The organism is Bradyrhizobium sp. 62B, from assembly GCF_030272265.2.
GTDB lineage: Bacteria > Pseudomonadota > Alphaproteobacteria > Rhizobiales > Xanthobacteraceae > Bradyrhizobium.
Map to the genome: position 1 here is coordinate 6,162,531 of NZ_CP092841.2, position 16,267 is coordinate 6,178,797.

The 16,267-nt window shown below is 62.1% G+C and carries 14 protein-coding genes; 5 read left to right on the forward strand and 9 right to left on the reverse strand.

Annotated elements, in window-relative coordinates; all coding sequences use genetic code 11:
• Positions 1–86: 86 nt before the first annotated feature.
• Together ML401_RS29555 and ML401_RS29560 are read left to right on the forward strand one after the other, a co-directional pair.
• Positions 87–473, forward strand: a complete 387-nt coding sequence (locus tag ML401_RS29555; RefSeq protein WP_194404204.1) for a hypothetical protein — start codon at positions 87–89, stop codon at positions 471–473.
• 167 nt (positions 474–640) lie between these two features.
• Positions 641–2,428 (forward strand): peptide ABC transporter substrate-binding protein, encoded by a 1,788-nt coding sequence (locus ML401_RS29560; protein ID WP_259216601.1) that lies wholly within the window; start codon positions 641–643, stop codon positions 2,426–2,428.
• A gap of 375 nt (positions 2,429–2,803) precedes the next feature.
• Here the strand turns inward: ML401_RS29560 and ML401_RS29565 are convergent, their stop codons facing one another.
• The 5 genes from ML401_RS29565 to ML401_RS29585 form a co-directional block, all read right to left on the reverse strand.
• On the reverse strand, positions 2,804–3,082 hold the full coding sequence (locus ML401_RS29565; protein WP_194404206.1) for a DUF2934 domain-containing protein: 279 nt from the start codon (positions 3,080–3,082) through the stop codon (positions 2,804–2,806).
• A 150-nt stretch (positions 3,083–3,232) separates the two neighbouring features.
• A complete protein-coding gene (locus ML401_RS29570; protein WP_211416071.1) occupies positions 3,233–3,418 on the reverse strand; it encodes a hypothetical protein in 186 nt (61 codons plus the stop codon).
• A complete protein-coding gene (locus ML401_RS29575; RefSeq protein ID WP_212067320.1) occupies positions 3,415–3,576 on the reverse strand; it encodes a DUF2934 domain-containing protein in 162 nt (53 codons plus the stop codon). Before ML401_RS29575 ends, ML401_RS29570 begins: the two co-directional genes overlap by 4 nt.
• 235 nt (positions 3,577–3,811) lie before the next feature.
• Positions 3,812–4,564, reverse strand: coding sequence for an ABC transporter ATP-binding protein (locus tag ML401_RS29580; protein ID WP_259216598.1), 753 nt, complete (start codon positions 4,562–4,564; stop codon positions 3,812–3,814).
• Positions 4,565–4,644: 80 nt separating this feature from the next.
• On the reverse strand, positions 4,645–5,289 hold the full coding sequence (locus ML401_RS29585) for an ABC transporter permease (protein ID WP_376717393.1): 645 nt from the start codon (positions 5,287–5,289) through the stop codon (positions 4,645–4,647).
• Positions 5,290–5,966: 677 nt separating this feature from the next.
• Here ML401_RS29585 and ML401_RS29590 point away from each other — a divergent pair.
• Both ML401_RS29590 and ML401_RS29595 read left to right on the forward strand, forming a co-directional pair.
• Positions 5,967–7,472 carry a hypothetical protein gene (locus ML401_RS29590; protein ID WP_285807785.1) on the forward strand — a complete coding sequence of 502 codons (1,506 nt, stop codon included), beginning with the start codon at positions 5,967–5,969 and terminating at the stop codon, positions 7,470–7,472.
• 261 nt (positions 7,473–7,733) lie between these two features.
• The gene (locus ML401_RS29595) at positions 7,734–8,261 is read left to right on the forward strand and encodes a hypothetical protein (RefSeq protein WP_285807786.1); all 528 of its coding nucleotides are present in this window, start codon (positions 7,734–7,736) and stop codon (positions 8,259–8,261) included.
• A 579-nt stretch (positions 8,262–8,840) separates the two neighbouring features.
• Here the strand turns inward: ML401_RS29595 and ML401_RS29600 are convergent.
• The 4 genes from ML401_RS29600 to ML401_RS29615 form a co-directional block, all read right to left on the reverse strand.
• A complete protein-coding gene (locus tag ML401_RS29600; protein WP_285807787.1) occupies positions 8,841–10,073 on the reverse strand; it encodes an HlyD family secretion protein in 1,233 nt (410 codons plus the stop codon).
• Positions 10,066–10,470, reverse strand: coding sequence for a hypothetical protein (locus ML401_RS29605; protein ID WP_285807788.1), 405 nt, complete (start codon positions 10,468–10,470; stop codon positions 10,066–10,068). Before ML401_RS29605 ends, ML401_RS29600 begins: the two co-directional genes overlap by 8 nt.
• Positions 10,471–10,645: 175 nt before the next feature.
• A complete protein-coding gene (locus ML401_RS29610) occupies positions 10,646–11,779 on the reverse strand; it encodes a PAS domain-containing sensor histidine kinase (RefSeq protein WP_285812768.1) in 1,134 nt (377 codons plus the stop codon).
• A 38-nt stretch (positions 11,780–11,817) separates the two neighbouring features.
• Positions 11,818–12,609 (reverse strand): alpha/beta fold hydrolase, encoded by a 792-nt coding sequence (locus ML401_RS29615; protein ID WP_285807789.1) that lies wholly within the window; start codon positions 12,607–12,609, stop codon positions 11,818–11,820.
• Positions 12,610–13,033: 424 nt separating this feature from the next.
• Here ML401_RS29615 and ML401_RS29620 point away from each other — a divergent pair, with 424 nt between their 5' ends.
• Positions 13,034–16,261: a PAS domain S-box protein gene (locus ML401_RS29620; RefSeq protein ID WP_285807790.1), complete on the forward strand. Its 3,228-nt coding sequence runs from the start codon at positions 13,034–13,036 to the stop codon at positions 16,259–16,261.
• Positions 16,262–16,267 lie beyond the last annotated feature (6 nt).

Sequence of the window (16,267 nt, forward strand, 5' to 3'; positions counted from 1 at the left end):
GCAAAGCGTGAGGCGCATCACGGCAACGCGGCGCCCGGCGCGCGAGATTGGCGACATCACCAGCGGAACCAAAGGAGCAATCGACCATGACCGCACTTGCCACGCCAAAGCTCACCGGCCGAAAATGGCTCGAATGTTTTGCACTCTATTTTGTGCTTCAGGGCGTGCCGATCTATTCCGGCGTCGCGCTGCTGATCAAGCTGATCGACGCGGCCGAGTTCGTCGGCCAGCCCTTCGGCGCCGTCATCTTCGTCGCCATGATGTCGACTTTTCACGCCCTGCTGACCCCGGGGTTCGGCGCCAGGTTCCCGCATTTCTTCCGGCACAGCTTCGAGCCGCTGTTCGCCGACACGAATTTGTCCTTCTCCGAGCGAGTCTCGCGCTGGCTGGCGCTTCCGAACACGGCGCTGCAGCTGCTGAGCCAGGCATTGCTGCTTTCGGCCCTGGCGATCGGCGTGGTCAGCATCGGCTAGATGCCCGGCGCGTCAAGGGGCCTGCGCGGCGATCCCGCTCGTGACCCGCGCGGGCTGTCCCCATCGTCATTTCGTCGCAGGGCGGCTTTGCCGGCATTGCCGCCTCGCGCATGATGCAACATGATGACCGCCAGGGACGATTTGTCTTCGAGGTGGAGGGTCATCTGATGAACGAGAATGAAATCCGGGGTCTGGTCGGACAGGTCAAGCAAGGCACGCTGTCGCGACGCTCGTTCATCCAGAAGGTGGCCGCGGCCGGCATCGCGGCCCCGATCGCAAGCCAGATCCTGGTCTGGAACGACGTCGCGATGGCGGAAGCCACGCTGCCCTACAAGCCGACCAAGGCCGGCGGCGGCGGAACGCTCAAGATGCTGCTGTGGCAGGCGCCGACCTTGCTCAATCCGCATTTCGCGCTCGGCACCAAGGACCAGATCGCCTCGCGCGTCTTCTTCGAACCGCTCGCGGGCTGGGACAAGGAGGGCAACCTGATCCCCTGCCTTGCCGCAGAGGCCCCGACTAAGGCCAACGGCGGCCTCGCGGCCGACGGCATGAGCGTGGTCTGGAAGCTGAAGCAGGGTGTCAAATGGCATGACGGCAAGCCCTTCACCGCCGACGACGTCGTCTTTACCTGGCAGTATGCCGGCGACCTCGCCACCGCGGCCTACACCACCGGCTCTTACAAGGACATCAAGGTCGAGAAGATCGACGACTACGCCGTCAAGGTGATCTTCAAGGCGCCGACGCCGTTCTGGGCCGATCCGTTCGTCGGTTCGGTCGGCCAGATCCTGCCAAAACATCTTTTCGGCGATTATGTCGGCGCCAAGTCGCGCGAAGCGCCGGGCAATCTGAAGCCGGTCGGCACCGGCCCGTACAGATTCGTCGAGTTCAAGCCGGGCGATTTGATCCGCGCCGAGCGCAATCCGGACTATCACATCAAGAACCAGCCGCATTTCGACACGCTCGAGATCAAGGGCGGCGGCGATGCGGTGTCCGCGGCGCGCGCCGTGCTGCAGACCGGCGAATACGACTTTGCCTGGAACATGCAGGTGGAGGAGGAGGTGCTCAAGCGCATGGAAGCGGGCGGCAAGGGCAAGCTCGACATCACGCCCTCCGGCAATGTCGAGTTCATCATCCTCAACACGACCGACCCCTGGACCGAGGTCGACGGCGAGCGTTCGAACGCCAAGACCAAGCATCCGACGCTGTCCGATCCGGCGGTGCGCAAAGCGATCAACCTGTTGATCGACCGCGACGCGATCCAGAAATTCATCTACGGCCGCGGCGCAGTCGCGACCGCGAGCTTCGTCAACGCACCGAAGCAGTTCAAGTCGCCCAAGCTGACATACGAGTTCAGCATCGACAAGGCCAACAAGATCCTCGACGAAGCCGGCTGGAAGAAGGGCGCGGACGGCATCCGCGAGAAGGACGGCAAGAGGCTCAAATACGTCTTCCAGACCTCGACCAATGCCCCGCGCCAGAAGACCCAGGCCATCATCAAGCAGGCCTGCGAGAAGGCCGGCATCGAGATCGAGATCAAAGCGGTCACCGCCTCGGTATTCTTCTCCTCCGACGTCGGCAATCCCGACACCTATTCGAAATTCTATGCCGACATGGAGATGTACAATACCACCCAGCCGCAGCCCGATCCGGAGCGATTGTTGAATCAATGCGTGTCCTGGGAGATCGCGACCAAGGACAACAAATGGCTCGGCCGCAACAATTCGCGCTATGCCGACCCTGAAGCCGACAAGTCCTACAAGGCGGCGCAGAACGAGCTCGATCCCGCCAAGCGCGCCGCGCTGCTGATGAAGGTGGACGAGATCTTCTGCGGAGCCCACGTGTTCCTGCCGCTGCTCTCGCGCCATATCGTCAATGCCGGCGCCAACAATTTGATGATCGACATCTCGGGTTGGGACACCATTACGTGGAATCTGGCGGCGTGGTATCGGGCCTGAGGGCTGGACGCGCGTGTCCCGAACAAGCCGCAGCGCCTAGAGCGTTGCGGCACCGAGCCGGGCCGGCGGCTTGCTTCAGACACGCCTTTTCGACCTAGCGGTGCATTTCACCCGAGCTTTGCTTCGTCTCGCCACCCTCTTGTCGCTCCCAGCGCCGCCATCATCTGTCCACTGTGTGGTTCAGATCACAGCAGAATCACACGCCTCCGCCTACTATGGCGGTGCATGGCCGCAAACAAGGTAACGGCGGTACGCGTAAGGCTGCGGCGACGATCGACAGCTCGGGACTTTTCGAAGCCGCCTGGTGAGAGCCGGCGGCTTTTTCTTTGTTGCAACGCGGCACATGGCCCCTCCAATCGCGCGCGCAGCTTGCACCTATGAAGCGCCCGGGCCCTTCCGCTCCTCGCGCTCGTCCTCGATCTGCCGTTCCGCTTCGAGCCAGAATTCCAGATCCTGGCCGGCTGGCCGTCCCGCCTGCTCCCAGAGCTCGTAGGCACGCGCGCGCACCTGGCCGCGCCGCATCATGCGACGGAGCTTGCGCTTCAGCTCGTCGGCGAAATTCCTGAAGCGCTGGCCGGTGGTTTCGTCCTTGACGAGCGCTGCCGCTCGCGTCGCGAGTTCGATCTGGTGCTCGATCTTCTTCTGCTCATCCACCGCTGACACTGCCGTGGGAAAGGATTGTTGTCAGAGCCCGTGCTGTTCAGAGACTGAATTCCTTTCCGGGATGGTCTGTTCCCTCGGCAACAGCGCGAGTTAGCGGACGGCGTAGCCCACCCTACGCACCATCACATCTGCTCGACGCCGCTAGTGCCAGGTCGTATCGGCTTCGACGATCACCACGCGGATTTCGGGATCTTCAATCGTGTTGCAGGTGCAGGGCATGCCCTCGCCGCAGCGGCAGCCGCCAAGCTTCTCGCTCCAGGCCCGGAGCGGGTGGTTTTCACAGACCCATCCCAGACCCCGGCAGAATGGGCAGGTCTTGTCGGTCACAGCGTGTCCGGCGTCCGCAACGTGCTCGACTTGTCCTCGTTGCGCAGCTCCTGCTCGGCGGCCTGCCAAAACTCGTCCTCGCGGCCTTCGGGCTTGCCGGCCTGCTCCCACAGGCGGTGCGCGCGTTCCCTGATCTCTTGCTCGGTCGGGTCGGACAATGGTTTCTCCTCGCGTGACGCACGGCCCACCCTGGGGGGGCATGGGGGCTTGGAGGCGGGCCGTGCAGGCCAGCAATCGGCGGCGACTCTGGCCCGCCGATTCAAGCCGCGACCGTGCGCGGAGTTCCTAAAGTGAGCGCATTCGTCTCTGCGACCGGCAAGGCTGCCGATCCCCCATCGCGGAGCCTCAGCTGGTACCTCGAACGGAGGTCACCGCCGATCCCGGACTATTGCTTCAGCCCATCTGCTCATAGAATGCGAAGCCTTCCTCGACACCGCCGAAGAAGACGCCCTCGCCCTTGGACAGCACCAACGCCTTGGTGCACATCAACCGGCACAGGTCTTTTGAATGCGATGCGAGCAGCAGAATACGAGCGCGGCTGACGAACTGGTTCACGCGCTCGTGCGCCTTCTCCTGGAAGTGCGCATCGCCGGCGCCAATGCCTTCGTCGATCAACAGGATGTCCGGATTCTGGGCGGTCGCAAGCGCGAACGAGAGCCGCGCCTGCATGCCTGCCGAGTAGATGCGCGTCGGCAACGACAAATAGACGCCGAGCTCGGTGAACTCCTCGATGTCGCGCACGAGGTCCTGATATTTGTCGCTCGGCCAGTTGTAGAGATTCGCGATCAGCCTGATGTTCTCGTATCCGGTCGCGTCGGCATTGAGCGCGATGCTGCCGCTGAGCAGCGTGAACGCGCTTCCCTTCACGTCCACCGAACCGGTCGACGCCGGGTAGATTCCGGCAACCAGCCGCAGCAGGGTAGTCTTGCCTGCACCGTTGTGGCCGATCAGGCAGATGCGGTCGCCCTCTTCCAGGTCGAGCGACAGGTTCTTCAAGGCATGAATGACGATGATGCCGTTGGTGCGGCTTGCCGAGTCGGAGCCGACCCGGGCATTGCTGAACGACGGCAGGCGGATCAGGCGGAGCGCATGGCTGTCGTAGATCGGGATGCTGACGTTGACGTTCTTCAGACGAACATGAGCCATCGGTCAGCCGTTTCTCGTGGGAATCTCTTGGTTGAGCATGATCCGCTGGGAAGACCGATGTTCAGTTTTTCGGGCATGCTCTAGACGCAGAAGGCGAGTTGACCGCGCATCCGGCGGTACACCACGAAGGCGAGGCCATAGCCGGCGACGGTCACGCCGAGCACCGTCAGATAATGCGCAAGCGGCGGGACCTCGCCGAGGAGTGGATTGCGTATGATCTCGATGAAATAGAACAGCACGTTGTATTCGACGAGAAACTGCCGGTCGCTGGCGATCTGCCGATAATTCCAGAAGACCGGCGTCACGAAGAAAGCAAGCTGCATCAAATTGCGCACGATCAGCTCGACGTCGCGGTACCGCGCGCAAATGAAGCCGAGCACCATCACGACCCAAAAACCATTGACGAACAGCAGGATGATGCCGGGGATAGCCAGCAGGCTCGTCCAGCTGAGCGGGACCAGCGCAAACACGAGGCCGAGCAGATAGATGATGGCGTGATGACCGAAGGTGATCATGATCTTGAAGACGGTCCGGCCGACATAGAGACCAAGACCGAGCGTGGAATTGCTGAGATATCCGGCATTTCTGACGAAGACGCCGCCCCCTTCGATGACCAGCGCCGATATCGCCGACCACACGATGATTCCGACACCGACATAGGCGATGATGTCGGAGACGCTGCTGCCGAAGATGGCCGACGAGACGACGCTCAGGCCCAGCAGCATCACGAGCACGTTGAGGGTTTCCCACAGAGGGCCGATCCTCGAGCGCCGATACTGGCAAACCGTGTCGAGCCATGCCCAGCTCAGGGCATTGGACAACGTGTTCAAGCCACCCTGAATTGCCGAAGCCAGGGGATGCGGTTCTGCGATCGGCTTTACAAATGTTGAGGCCAAGACCACTCCCAACTTCGTGCACGTTCCGCCTCAGGCACCGCGCTCTGTATCGCACCCGACGGGCAGACCGGACGAGACGTCCGCGCAAAAGGACCGGCAGGCGCCCGCGAGATCATTCCGGTCGTCAGAGAATCGGTCAATCGCAGAATGATCTACCGAACCTCCGTGCACAGCGTCACTGTCCAGCCAAAGGGACCCTGGAAGGGCTTCGAACTCGATGTGAAGGGGAGACTCGCCACGCTGGATAGGCGGGAGGCCTCTCCGGAGGCCCACCATAACAGTGGGAGGTACGTGGTAGCGGGAGAGGGACTCGAACCCCCGACCCCAGGATTATGATATCTCGCCTCTTGTACTCTGGCGCGTTCGTACAGCAGTTTCGAAGCAAAAAGTTAGAAAAAATCGCGCTAAACCGCTCCTAGACACGTTTCCGCCGACGGGATTCTTGGACTTCGAGGGTACCTTCGTGGTACGTACCACTGAACCCTTCGGATTAACAGGAATCGAAAATGCCGTCTCGCCGCGTTAACCTGACCGCCGATGTCGTCGAGGAGGCGGTTGAACTCGCCGTCAAAGGGACAAAGGAAATCATCGACTTCTGCGACACGCTGCAGCCGTATTGGGTCCTTCGAGTCCGGGGGCACTCGGCCTCCTGGCTCGTCAAGACCCGCGCCCGCACGGTCAAGATTGGGACCGCCATCGCGCCGGCGAAGGCATCGAAAATTCCGGAATCGCGCAGGCGCGGCCCCGCCGCCGGCGATCGCTTCCTTGGATTGCGGGATGCCCAGAAGCTGGCCCGTACGGAATGGGCGAAGCTCGACGGACGTCCGCAGAACAATGAAGCCGACAAGCCGCCGGGCTGGACCTGGGGCAAACTCGTCACCGAGTACCGCGCCGAGCTCGGCAAGATGCGGGAGGACGCTTCGGGCAAACCCATCTTTCCCTCGGCGGACAGTCAGAACGACGCCCGCTTGATCTTCCAGCGGCCGGAGGTAGCGGAGCACGAGAACAGGCTGCTCACCGAACTGAACGAAGAATGGCTCGAGGAAATCCAGGCCAAGCTCCATGCAAGGAAGACCGGCGGCTTCACCGCCTACCGCAAGTTTCGCACCTACGCCCAGGCCGCGCTGACCTGGGCCGCCACCTACAAGCGCCGCGAGAGCGGCCTGACAGGACGGCGCTGGTGGCTGGCCGCCGAGAAGCGGCAGCGCACCGAAAAGGAAGTGAAGGAAAAGCGGCAGCGACAGATCGCGCTGCAGAAGAAGAAGGAGAACTTCAAGGTCGAACATCTCGGTCAGCTTCTGGCCGAGCACGAGCGCTTCTGCGCCTCGCGTACCGGGAACGCGCGCGTCTCGCCTTCCGTCCGCTGGGGCTTGTGGTGGGACGCCCTGACCGGGCACCGACGCGGCTCGGGCACGTGGATCGCGCTGGAGGACGTCCTGTTCAAGGATCCGAACGGCGAGGCCGGCTGGGGTCTCGCCACCTGGCAAGCCGAAGTCATGAAGGCCCAGAACGACTTCACGCTACCCGTGCCGCCGTTGGGCCTCCACATCATCGACTGCTGCATACGCGACTGGAAGACGGCGGCGGCCGAACGCAAGAAGCCGGTCGCCCGCGTCAGCAAGTGGGTGTTTGCCTCCCGAGTGATGAGCAACGGCGACGCCCCCGTTTCGGGATCGGCCCTTGCAAACCATTTGCGCAACTTGAGGGGCCTGCGCCAAGGCAACCACCGCGACGTTCTGCGCGGGATCCCGCCTTTTTCCATGCACATCATCCGCTCCACGCTCGGTGACTTCATTCTCGATCACACCGAATTGCCGCCGGGCACCGCCTCGCTGATCATCGGTCACGAAATCGCGGGTGACCGCAGGGACGAACTCGATCGCGTGGGCCGGACGGGAAAGCGGTGGTATTTTCAGGCGCAGCGTATTCCGGAGAAAACGAAGGCGATGGTGGCGTGGAGCGAAACCCTCTTGAAGGCCTACTCTGCCGCCGGCGGGCGTTATCCCGATTGATTCCGTTGGACGGTCGCGTTACCGGCACTCGACGAGCGCGGACGAGTCCTTGGAAACTCGCCCGCGACCCCGCATCGGCAAATTTTTCAAGATTTTTTCGCGTGGCGATTCAATCCATTGAAAAGATGAATCCTTGCGGTCTGTCGCCGCGCGCCTGAGGATCGATTGCAGTCCCTTTTTTTACGACTAAATCACGATGGAGTGCTTGGAGACTTCGCGCGGTGACGGAGATTCGAGCAAGCTCGTCTCAACCAACGAGGATTGCTCATGTCCTACCAGACTCCGTCGTTTACGATACGCCCGGCATCTTGGCTTGCTCCCGATGTGTTCTACGTGGGGGTAGACGACGAACGCGGCGTGCTGCTTCGCCTCGACCGCGACGTCTGGCGCGCCTGCTCCTCGCCGACGCAGGTGTTCGAAGGCGGAATCTTCGTCGCACGCAAGAATGTAGACTTGATCGAGGCTGCCGAGCGGGCGATCGCGTTAGGGCTCGATTCCGTGTTGCTGAAGCAGCTCGAGGAGGAGAAGCTGGAAGCGAGGCTGCGGGCGGCGAAGCGCTGGACGCATTTCATCGAGCGTGGTGCCTCGGGCGCGGGCCCCCGCGGCACGGAGTCGTCGGGCGAATGGTTACTTGTCGAGCTCGCCGGTACGCGATTGAAGTGCGGCAAGCCGGCCTTGGACCTGCTCGACCGATTCTCGCCTTCGGAGATCGAAAGCATCCGCTACGCGATGAGAGCGATGGGTCCGGACGGCTGGTACTGGCCGGTCGTCCACCAAAATCCGGCATAGGTCATTTTCGGAGGCACCGGAAAGATCCACCCTAGCATTGGGTCCGTGCTCCGGATCCAAGCCATTCCCGTCGAAGATTAGCCAGCCTCCGGATTTGCTGTTTGGAGAACTAGCTGCCCTTTTTCGACCTGCCACATGTACTTGAGGATGCTGTTCCAGGTTGGATCGACATTCCGTCGATATCCGAGCTACGGCTTAGGAAACCGTTCCATAGAAACAGAAATCAACGGCTTAGGTCCATCGTGTTGCAGATATGTTGCGTCAGCACAATGAAGCGCATTCACGAAAGATGAAGTGCGGCTGTCACGACTCCAACAGATAGCTTGGCGGAGAGAGTGGGACTCTCTTACCCCGAGCCGCGCACGCGCGAATTCCGCCGAAAAACAAGGATTCGCGAAAAGCCAGGTCGCGTTTTGTGACCACCGCTGTGTACCACCTCACCGGCCGATTCGGCCGTCAAATTCGACCGATTTGAAGACGATTCGAGGTCCCGGCGAGCGAGGCCCCGCTCGGCGCGGACGACGCAGCGCGGTCATTGCCTCCGGCCTTTCCTCGAAGCAGACACGGCGGCCTGAGATCTCAGTGGCCGCTCAGCACCAGTGTCTTGACCGGCAGCAGCAAAGCCTGGATGCGCAGCAACAGCGCGTGCACTACGCCCGTCGCGTCCACCACGTGTAGAGCAAAACCCTTCAGCCGACCGGTGCTCCGATCCGCGATCACGTCGTGGTTGCTGGTATAGGCGTTGACGATGCAGCTCGAGCCTGGCGTGACGCCTTCGAGTCCGCCTTTATAGAGGGGCTCGAGAAACGCGAGGATCGTGCCCGGCTGCCGCAGGTTTTGCGGATCGACGAGCTGTTCGCCGGAGCGGAATTGACCGGCGGCGATGTAGTCCTGCACGTTGGTGACGACAAGCGGTATGATCACCCAGGGTTTCGAGATGCAAGTCGCCTCGGCGATCATGCCCGGCTTCATGATTTGAGCTTCGATCTGGCCGAAGCCGGCTTGCAGCACATTCCGACCCGCGCCGTCCGGAATCAGGATCCCTGCCGGCCGCAGGAGCTGGTTCACTACATCACCCGGACGCAGAAGGAACTGCTCGACCCTTCCGTCCACGCCGGCGCGGACCTCTGTCTTGTCGAGATCGACCTGCGCCTCGGCCAGCTTGGCCTCCGCGCTCGACTTTTCGGCGGGCAAAAGCGTGGAGACGCGCAGCGCCGCAGCCTCCCGGGCCGCGTCGGCGCCGTCGATGCCCGCCTGTCTCTGGTCGACGGCGACCTGCAGCTTATCGATATCGCGCTGCGGCACGATACCGGGATTGCGGCGCTGCAACTCGCTCTTGGTGTCCAACTCGTCCTTGGCCTGCTGCCAGGCGGCCTTCGCCTCCCCAACCTGGGCCTCCGCCTTGACCACATCGGCCCTGGCAGAGATCAGCGCAGCGCCGACCTCCGCTACCCTCCTCTTCGCGGTCTCGAGAGCAGCCTGCTGCTTCGAGCTGTTCAGCTTGAACAGCACGTCTCCCTTCTTCACGGGGGCGCTGAAATCGACATTCACCTGTTCGACGCGACCCGCCACTTCGGGGAGGATAGGAACGGTGCGGAAATAGATCGTCGCCGAGGTGGTCGACGGGTGATAGTAGAAAATCATGGTGATCAGCGCGACCGTCAGCATCAGGCAGCCGGTGATGCCCCATCTGAGTTCGTACCACACCGAGTAGAACGTGATTTCCTTCCCGAAGCGTTTGCCCTGCCGATAACGGCGATAGAGATAATCGGGCAGAATCGTCACCAGGGAGCACAGGAGAAGCTCAAGCATGGTCCGGCCGCTCCATTGGGGTGGCCTGGGGCTCGGAGGTGGCTGATGGGGGCGCGGCGTCGGCTATGCGCTCGACGGATCCCGCGATGTTGCGCAAAGGCGTGCTGAAATCGGGGAGGTCGATCATCGCGAGCAGCAGGGCCGCGACCCAGAAGATGTGCATGTGTGTGAAAAGAGAGATCAGCCCGAGGACGGCGACGATCTCGAATTGCAGCTTCTGCGATTTGTGAGCCATCCGCTCGGGGAGGCTGTGGAGCTTCCAGTAAAGCGTTCCCACCCAGAGGACGATGGCCACCAGGAAGACCCCCATTACCACCATCAACGTGTCCGAGCCGTCGGAGCCTGGCACGAAGAACGGCAGATGGTGAGGCGCGGCCGAATGCATCTGATCGTTCAAGAAAATTCTCCCCCACGAGTCACCCTTTCTGGATCGGTGACATCTTCCCTAATGGGCGGACATAATCAAGACCATGTGGGGATGCCGTGTCTGCTGGCGCGAACAGCGCCAACGCCAATTTGAGCGACAAGGGACTAAGGGCGGGACTGAAAGCTCTTCCGCCTCGAATGCGAAACTATCGCATGCCCCGTGGCTCGTGGGTTTGATGTTCTGCGGCCGCTTCCACGGGCATCGTGAACGTGAACCTGGTCTCCTCGGGATTCGACGTAGCGACGAGCTCACCTCGGTGTGCCTTGGCGATTTGAGACGCTATGTAGAGGCCAAGCCCCAAACCCTGTCGGCTCGCGCGGGCCTTTCCGCGGAAGAACGGCTCGAACAGTTTCTCCATGGCGTCCGGCGGGATCGGCTCTCCCGCGTTGCTGACCGACACCTCGAAATCCCGTTCGCGCGTCTCCGCGCGGACTATGACGGGCTTGCTGGCCGAGCCGTGCGTCAAGGCATTTCCCAAAAGGTTCGACAGCATCTGTCCGATGCGCGAGCTGTCGCAATCGACCGGTCGGTCCACGTGAAGATCCACCAGTATCTCGCGGCCAGGTGAGGCCAGCCTCAATTCATCCACGACCTGGACGAGCACGGCCTCCAGCGGTTTGCCGGCCTTGTGCTCGAGCGCGATGCCGCCGCCGAGGCGCCCTCGCGCCAGATCGAGCACGTCATCGATCAGGGCGGCCATTCGGGCAACCGTGGTCTGCATCATGGTGATGATCTGCCGCTCTTTCTCGCTTTGCACCGTTCGGTCGAGAATTCGGGCGCCAGCGCTCAGGGCGGCAAGCGGGTTGCGCAGATCGTGCCCAAGAACGGCGATGAATTGTTCACGGAGCTCGGCCATCTGATGCTCGCGCTGCAGCTTCTCCTCGGTCGCCTCGGCGGCGGCCCTGGCCATCTCGCGCGACCTCAAGAGCTCCTGTTCGTACCGGCGCCGGTCGGTGGAGTTGATGAACGCGATCCGGACCGCGGTCGGTTTTCCCTCTGCGTCCCGCCGTTCCCTGGCGTTGGCTATCATGTGCAGCGGCTCGCCGTCGCTCTTGAGGAGGTCAAGCGCGACTTCGGAGAAGGAGCCCTGCATCCGGAGCAGCGGGGCCAGATGCGTCTCGAAGTAGATGCGCCCGGGCAATGTCAAAAGCTCCAGAAGCGGCCTTCCGATCAGTTCGTCAGCCGTACGGCCACACCACTCCATAAGGGTGCTGTTCACGTATCCGACGCGGCCGTCGGGCCGCAGAGACACGTAGCCGAACGGCCCGCTTTCCACCATATCCTCGAAGTCGGGGCGCGAACTGCTCTCCACGTGGGTCACACGAAGGTCCGCATGGCGGCGATGACCTCGTCCGGTGCGCTGAGGTTCGGGCAGTGGCCCGTGGCTTTGAGTACGATCATCCGGCTCTTCGGAATGTTGCGGTTCACGAAGTCGCCGACCGCCTGCGAAGCGATGATGTCCTCGCTGCACTGGAGAATGAGGGTCGGGGCGGTCACGCCGGCGAGATCCTTGCGGTTGTCGGAGGTGAAGGTCACCCGGGCGAAAGCCTTCGCGATGTCGGGATCCGTCCGACAGAAGCTGTTCGTGAGCTCCTCCGCGAGCTCGGGCCGGTCCGGATTGCCCATGATTACGGGAGCCATCTGGGCGGACCAACCCATGTGATTGGCCTCCAGGAACTCAAGAAGCTCTTCAATCTGCTTGGCGCTGAAGCCGCCGACGTAGTCTTCGTCGTCGATGTAGCGAGCGGACGGACCGATCAGGACGAGCTTGCCGAACATGCCCGGCGCCTTCTGGGACGCGAGCACCCCGATCATCGCGCTCACCGAGTGGCCGACGAACACGGCGTCCTCCAGACCCAGCCCCCGGCCGATTTCGACAACGTCATCGGCGTAGGCGCTCAGACTGGAATACTTACGCTTGTCGTAGGCGCTCAGGTCGGATCCCCCCGCCCCCACGTGATCGAACAGCACGGTGTTGAAATCCGCTTCGAAGGCCGGGGCGACGAACCGCCACATGTTCTGGTCGCAGCCGTAGCCGTGAGCAAACATCATCGGTTGCTCGCCGGCTCCGCGGACCTTCACATTGTTTCGTTCGAGCACTCCGGGCATTTAATTTCCCTCCTGTGGGGGCTTGGCGGATGCAGCATAGCGCACCGCAATTGGCTGTACTGTTTACTTTTGGAGGGGGGCGGACGTGGGATTGTACGAAGCGCTGCTGCGCGGTCCGCTGCTTGGGGACTTGTATCATGTTCGCGGCCCACGTCGCTCGGGAAATCGGCTGGCCGTCGGTCCGATTTATCGGTGGAGGAACAGGGCGCTTGATGCTCCGGCCTGCCACCCTTTGGTTATCTGCCTACAGTTTGGAACCAATCCCAATCCTTGTTGTTGGGTAAGGTTTTATTGACGAAAATTGGGAGCCGTCCCTTCACTCGGATGGCTTCGAGGGGTGAAGATGTCTAGTGGGGCCGACCGACCGGTTTCCGCCTTAAGGCCAAAATCCTATCGGCGCCCGGCGGTAGGACCCAGCCCTACGGTGCTTTCGGCAATCCTAGCCGGCTCGCCCGACGCGATTTGGTGCTGGCGAACCGACGGCATCATCACTCATTGGAATCCCGCGGCAGAACGCCTGCTGGGGTTCAGCGCTTCGGAGATCGCCGGTCACTCCCTGCTGGACTTGGTCACGCGCTCGGAGCGCTCAGCCGCCGAAGAGATGATTGATCGCGTGGGCGCCGGCGAATCCTTTGGTCCTTTCGAAACCGTCAGGGTAGCCAAGGATGGCGAAGCGCACGCTGTGGAGATTACGGTCGTCCCGCTGCGCGACCAGAACGGATCGGTCGTGGGCGGAGCATCGTTTTGCCGGGACATCAGCGAGCGCAACAGCGCTGCGGAATCCCTTTCGCGGACCGTTCGCGAGCTTGGAACGCTCTTCCACTTAACCGAGCGCCTGCAGGCTGCGAGATCCACCCAAGAGGTCTACGAGGCGGCGCTCGAGGCGATCACCGACGCGCTTGCGTGCGAGCGCGCTTCGATTCTGCTGTTCGATTCAGCGTCCTTCATGCGCTTCGTCGCCTGGAAGGGCATCAGCGATCAATACCGCCAAGCCGTGGATGGTCACTCGCCGTGGAAGCCCGAGACGACTGATGCGGTCCCGATCTTCGTCGCCGACATCAGGGATACGGACGAACCTGATGCCTTGAAAAAGGTGATTGAGAGCGAAGGAATTCGTGGCCTCGCCTTCATTCCGCTCGTCCGCAACGGAGGCGTCATCGGCAAGTTCATGACCTACTACAGGTCTCCGCATCAATTCAGCGAGGGAGAAACGCGTCTCGCCAGCACCATCGCACGCCAATTAAGTCTATCGCTCGACAGAATCTTGACAGAAGAGCAGTTGAGGGAATCCGAACACCGCTTCCGCCTTATGTCGGAGCATGCTCCCGTCATGATCTGGGTGAGCGACTCCGCGGGCAAATGCCTTCACCTCAATCGGGTTCTCCGCAGCTTCTGGGGGGTGGAGGAAACAGCCATTCCTGACTTCGACTGGTCGTCGACCATACACCCCGACGACGCCTCAGTCGTTGCCGATCAGGTCGGGGCCGCGATTGCGAAGCGGGCTCCGATAGCGCTGAAAGGGAGATACCGCAGCGCCTCAGGAGCCTACCGCGTGTTGGAGACCATCGCGCATCCTCGCATCGGCGCTTCCGGTGAATTCCTCGGGATGATCGGCGTCAACGTCGATGTCACCCAGAGAGAGGAAGCAGAGGCAGAACGCCGCCGTGCCGAAGAGGAATTGCAGGCAACGAATATTGCCCTGCGAGAAAACGAGGAACGGTTGCGGCTCGCGACCGCCAACGCCGACATAGGCTTCTGGGATGTGGATGAGATCAACCAGGTCCTGCACTGGCCACCCCTGGTCAAGGCAATGTTCGGTATCTCGCCGGACAAGGCAGTGTCGATGCTGGACTTCTACTCAGGCCTTCATCCCGAGGACCGGGAAGCCGTCAGCGCAGCTTATGCGGCGGCAGCAGATCCCAATAAGCGCGCTCTCTACGATGTTGAGTACCGAACGTTGGGTAAAGAAGACGGTCGGGTCCGCTGGGTCGCAGCGAAGGGACGAGGCGTGTTCGACAGTGACGGCCGCTGTGTGCGAGTGACCGGCACCGCCATCGACATCACCAGCCGCAAGGCAGATGAAGCAAAACTCAAAGAACTGAACGAGACATTGGAGCGTCGGATCTCCGAGGTGCTGGCTGAAAGGAAAGTTTTGGCCGACATCGTTGAAGGGACGGATGCCTTCGTCCAGGTCGTGGATCTTGAATTTCGCTGGCTCGCCATCAACCGGGCCGCGGCCAACGAATTCCAGAAGATATTCGGCGTTCGTCCGCAGGCCGGCCAGTGCATGCTCGACCTCCTGTCGCGCTTGCCTGCCGAGCGCGAAGCCGTCCGCGCCGTGTGGGCTCGCGCGCTCTCCGGAGAGGAATTCACGGAAATCGCTGCTTTCGGCGATCGCAGCCGGGACCGTCGCCACTACGAAATGAAGTACAACCTTCTGCGCAACAGCAACGGCGAGCGGATAGGCGCGTATCAGTTCGTCTACGACGTGACGGAACGCATCCGGGAGCAGGAGCGCTTGGCGAGAGCGGAGGAGCAGCTCCGCCAGGGACAGAAGATGGAGGCGATGGGCCAGCTCACCGGTGGCGTGGCCCACGACTTCAACAACCTACTGACGCCGATCGTCGGCGCTCTCGATGCCTTGCAGCGTAGGGGTGTGGGCGGCGACCGCGAGCAGCGCCTGATCGCCGGCGCGATGCAATCGGCGGAAAGAGCCAAGACGCTGGTCCAGCGATTGCTCGCGTTCGCCCGCCGGCAGCCCCTCCAGGCAAAACCCACCCAGGTGGGAGACCTGATTAACGGAATGGGCGAGCTGGTAGCGAGTACGTCGGGGCCCCAGGTCAAGGTTTCGGTGGAGATCGAAGCGAACCTGCCGGCCGCTAAGGTCGACGAGAACCAGTTGGAGATGGCTCTGCTCAATCTCGCGGTCAATGCGCGTGACGCCATGCCCGACGGCGGTACGCTACGCATCACCGCGGACGCTCAGCACGTGGATGCCGGACATCGGGCCAACTTGCAGCCGGGCCGCTATGTCAGACTATCCGTAGCGGACAGTGGCGTTGGCATGGACGATACCGTCAGGGCGCGTGCGATCGAACCGTTCTTCTCCACCAAAGGAATCGGAAAAGGCACGGGCCTCGGTCTGTCCATGGCTCACGGTCTGGCATTGCAGTTGGGAGGCGCGCTGACCATCCAAAGCCGTTTGGGGCTAGGTACGAACGTCGAGATCTGGCTCCCCTCGACCGATGAGCCTGTGCAGGCGGAGAGCCAGAATCAGCTCTCGGTGCCCAGCGGCCGGGCACTTGGAACGGCGCTTCTCGTCGATGACGAGCCCTTAGTACGTGCGGCCGCGGCCGACATGCTCACGGATATCGGATACGCCGTTCTGGAAGCAGCTTCGGCGGAAGAGGCCATCAGGCTGATCGGCGGCGGCCTCAAGCCCCAACTGCTTGTCACCGACCATCTGATGACTGGAATGAATGGCACGGATCTGGCGAGGCGGGTTCTCTCGGAGTTGCCTGGAACACAAGTTCTGCTGGTCTCGGGCTACGCAGAGAGCGAGGGCGTTGCGCCCGATCTACCGCGATTGGTCAAGCCCTTCAGCAGCGGTGAACTCGCAGCCAAACTGGCCGCTCTGTCCTGCAGCGGATGAAAGAGC